Source organism: Variovorax sp. 01T439_2, from assembly GCF_056398445.1.
In genome coordinates this window covers 1-3758 of record NZ_JBFTPJ010000597.1, presented here as the reverse complement: position 1 = coordinate 3758, position 3758 = coordinate 1, and the positions used below count along the sequence as shown (strand labels likewise).

The window sequence follows — 3758 nt, the reverse complement described above, 5'->3', positions numbered from 1 at the left end:
CTTTCAGGACGGCCCCGACGTTCTCCAGGACCTGCCGAGCCTGTGCCGCAAAACTCGCATCGACGAGCTTTTCTCCTGCCGACGTGATGGGGAGTTGGCCGGAAACAAAGACGAATCCGTTGGCGACGGTTCCATGCGAGTAATGACCGCCCGGTTGCGCAAGGTCAGCAGGGTTGATCGGGGTTACCTTGTTGGCGCACATCTCCGAATTCCTACAGCGCCTTGGTCAGTTCCGGCACGGCCGTGAACAGATCCGCTTCCAGTCCGTAGTCGGCGACGGAGAAAATCGGGGCCTCCGGGTCTTTGTTGATCGCCACGATCACCTTGGAATCCTTCATGCCCGCCAGATGCTGGATCGCGCCGGAAATCCCTGCTGCGATGTAAAGCTGCGGTGCCACGATCTTGCCGGTCTGGCCCACCTGCAGGTCGTTCGCAGCGTAGCCCGCGTCCACCGCAGCACGGCTCGCGCCAATGGCCGCGCCCAGCTTGTCGGCCAGTGGCGTCATGATCGCGATGAACTTCTCGCTGCTGCCCAGTGCTCTTCCGCCGGACACGATGATCTTGGCCGCAGTCAACTCCGGCCGGTCACTCTTGACGAGTTCGGCGCTCACGAAGGTGCTTTTGCTGCTGGCGGGTACGGTAGCGATCTGCTCGATGGCTGCACTGCCGCCGGTGGCCGCTGCCGGATCGAAGCCGGTGGTGCGCACGGTGATCACGTTCTTCTCGGTCAGGCTCTGCACTGTCGCAATGGCGTTGCCCGCGTAGATCGGGCGTTCGAAGGTGTCGGCGCCGTGGATCTTGGTCACCTCCGAGATCTGACCCGCATCCAGCACCGCTGCGACCCGAGGCGCGATGTTCTTCCCGCTGGCCGTCGCCGGAAACAGGATATGGCTGTAGTCGCCGGCCAGCGCCACAACTTGCGCGGCGACATTCTCGGCCAGGCCATGCGCGAAGGCCTCACTGTCGGCGCGGATCACCTTGGCCACGCCCACGATGCCTGCCGCGGCCTCGGCGGCATCGCTCGCGTTGTGCCCCGCGACGAGGATGTGCACATCGCTGCCGCAGGCGAGCGCCGCGGTCACGGTATTGAGGGTCGTCCCCTTGAGGCGGGCGTTGTCGTGCTCGGCAATGACGAGAGCGGTCATGTTTAGATCACCTTGGCTTCGGTCTTGAGTTTTTGCACCAGCGCGGCAACGTCGGGCACTTTGATACCAGCCGAGCGCTTCGCGGGTTCGGTGACCTTGAGGGTCGTCAGGTACGACGTGAGTGCGACGCCAAGGTCCTCGGGCTTCACGGTCTCGAGCGGCTTCTTCTTGGCCTTCATGAYGTTGGGCAGCGTCACGTAGCGCGGCTCGTTCAGGCGAAGGTCGGTGGTGACGACGGCGGGCAAGCTGACCGAGATGGTTTCCAGGCCGCCGTCGACTTCGCGCGTGACCGTGGCCTTGCCTTCGGCGACTTCGACCTTGGAGGCGAAAGTGGCCTGCGGCAGGTCCGCCAGCGCGGCGAGCATCTGGCCGGTCTGATTGCAGTCATCGTCAATCGCCTGCTTGCCCAGAATCACAAGACCGGGCTGCTCTCTGTCCACCAGGGCCTTGAGCAGCTTGGCTACCGCCAGAGGCTGAAGCTCTTCGGTCGTTTCGACAAGGATGCCGCGATCCGCACCGATGGCCATGGCCGTGCGCAGCGTTTCCTCGCACCGCGCCGGCCCGCAGGAGACGGCAACGATCTCGGTAGCCGCACCCTTTTCCTTCAAGCGCACAGCCTCTTCGACCGCGATTTCGTCGAAGGGGTTCATGCTCATCTTCACGTTGGCGATGTCCACGCCCGTGTGGTCCGATTTCACCCGGACCTTCACGTTGTAGTCGACCACGCGTTTGACGGCGACAAGGATCTTCATGAAGCTCGCCTTTCCGTCAATCGAACTTGGCGCCGGACATTTCGATCCTCACCTTCTGGCGAGGCTTGTCCTTTGCGATGAAGGCGGCGAATTCTTCGGGCGTGCTTGCAGCCACCTCGAACGCGACGTCATCGATGTAGGTCTTTCTGAACGCCGGCTCCAGGAGAATCTTTCGCACCGATCCCGCGATGGCATTGACCACTTCGGCATTGGTGCCGCGCGGCGCGAACAGGCCCATGTTCAAGTTCGACTCGATGTCTGGATACCCGCTCTCGGTGAACGTCGGGACCGTGGGCAGCAGCTTGGCCCGCTGCGCGCCCGAGATGCCCAGCGCTTTCAGCTTGCCGGACCGCAGGAATGGCTCCACCGCGGAAGGGACACCGAACGCGACCTGCACCTGCGAAGCCAGCATGTCCTGGATGACCGGCGCCAGTCCCTTGTACGGCACGTGCGTCATCTTCAATCCGTAGGTCTTCTCGACGTAGGCCATGGAAAGGTGCGTGATGTTGCCGATACCCGCCGAGCCATAGTTGACGCGCTGCGGATTCGCACGCGCGTAGGCGATGAACTCGCGCATGTTCGAGGCTGGGAAGTCGCTCGGCACGAACAGCACAAGGTTCGCCAGTGCGAGGCGGGTGACGGGGACCATCGCATCCGGGTCGTAGGACAGCTTCTTATAGAGATACTGGTTCTGAGAAAAGGCCGAGTCGGTCGCCATCAGCAGGGTGTAGCCGTCGGGCGTTGCGTGAGAGAGCTCCGTAGCCCCGATGATCTCGTTGGCACCGGGCCTGTTGTCGACGATGGTGGCGACCTTCCACACGTCGTTGAGTCGGGCGCCCAAGCCACGCGTGATGATGTCGACCGGGCCGCCGGCAGAGTACGGCACGATGATGCGAACGGGCTTCGAAGGGAAGCTGTCCGCCGAGTGCGTAGGAAGAGAGAAAAACGAAACTGCCAGCGCGATAGCAAGGGAAATGAATTGCTTCATGACTGTTCCTTTGATTGATGAGATTGACTAATTCCAGAAGCGTTCGAACGAAGCTGCGCGACGCTCGGTAAACGCATCCAGCCCTTCTTGCCACTCGCTCTTCGGCACATCCTTTGGCGAGGAAAGCACCCTGTCCCATGCAATGGGCGCATGCGCGCGAAGGTTGGCCTTGACGGCCGCAAGGGCGCCGGGAGGCGATGTCTCCACGACGGCCCGCACGAGTTCCAGGGCTTCTTCGGCTACATCGCCAGAGGACACCAAGCGATTGACCAGGCCAAGGCTCAAAGCCTCAGCGGCCGGAATGCGCCTGCGGGAAAGGATCAGGTCCAGCGCCCGCCGCTGGCCCACCACGCGCGGCAGGAGCGCCAGCGCGGTGTTCGGAATCACACCGTGCCCAAGCTCGGGCATCGCAAACCACGCGGCGTCGCTCGCCACGGCCAGGTCGCAGGCGAGCACGAGCTCCATGCCGCCGCCGAGCGCGGGGCCTTGGATGGCGGCAATCACGGGACGATCAAGTTCCGAGAGCCGCTTGAACATCAGCGCCGGGTCTTCGCTCGGATCCTTGCCTTCCATCCAGCCATCGCGCAGATCGTCGATGTTCGCGCCAGCACARAATGCGGGGCCATTCGCAGCCACGACGATGGCGCGGGCGCGCGCCTCCAGGCTGCGGTCCAGGCCTTGAAAGAAGCCGCGCACGATGTCACGCGACAACGCGTTGCGCCGGCCTGGGTCGTTCAGCGTGAGCAGCGCTGTGTGACCGCGCAACTCGAACAGGACCTTGTCGGTGGGCTTCATGCGCTTGCTCCTTCAGTCGCACCAGCAAGCAGATGTCTTCGCAGCTCAACCCCGATGGGGCAAGGCACGCCTGTCTTC

At 63.3% G+C, this 3758-nt stretch carries 5 protein-coding genes; all 5 read right to left on the bottom strand.

All coding sequences use genetic code 11. The annotated features are described in order from the left end of the window. The coding region (locus AC1DOC_RS24045) for a Rid family hydrolase (RefSeq protein ID WP_478130637.1) at nt 1-202 on the bottom strand (202 nt) is incomplete at its 3' end. Nucleotides 203-212: 10 nt separating this feature from the next. Continuing rightward, on the bottom strand, nt 213-1145 hold the full coding sequence (locus AC1DOC_RS24040; protein WP_018905796.1) for an electron transfer flavoprotein subunit alpha/FixB family protein: 933 nt from the start codon (nt 1143-1145) through the stop codon (nt 213-215). Nucleotides 1146-1147: 2 nt separating this feature from the next. After that, nucleotides 1148-1897, bottom strand: a complete 750-nt coding sequence (locus AC1DOC_RS24035; protein WP_478130636.1) for an electron transfer flavoprotein subunit beta/FixA family protein — start codon at nt 1895-1897, stop codon at nt 1148-1150. Between the two features lie 16 nt (nt 1898-1913). Then, on the bottom strand, nt 1914-2885 hold the full coding sequence (locus tag AC1DOC_RS24030) for a Bug family tripartite tricarboxylate transporter substrate binding protein (protein ID WP_018905794.1): 972 nt from the start codon (nt 2883-2885) through the stop codon (nt 1914-1916). Between the two features lie 27 nt (nt 2886-2912). Beyond that, nucleotides 2913-3680: an enoyl-CoA hydratase/isomerase family protein gene (locus tag AC1DOC_RS24025; RefSeq protein WP_018905793.1), complete on the bottom strand. Its 768-nt coding sequence runs from the start codon at nt 3678-3680 to the stop codon at nt 2913-2915. Nucleotides 3681-3758: the final 78 nt, after the last annotated feature.

Bases quoted from the DNA above. Each gene is read 5' to 3' on its own strand.
- AC1DOC_RS24040 (WP_018905796.1), bottom strand. From the start codon at position 1,145: ATGACCGCTCTCGTCATTGCCGAGCACGACAACGCCCGCCTCAAGGGG.
- AC1DOC_RS24030 (WP_018905794.1), bottom strand. From the start codon at position 2,885: ATGAAGCAATTCATTTCCCTTGCTATCGCGCTGGCAGTTTCGTTTTTC.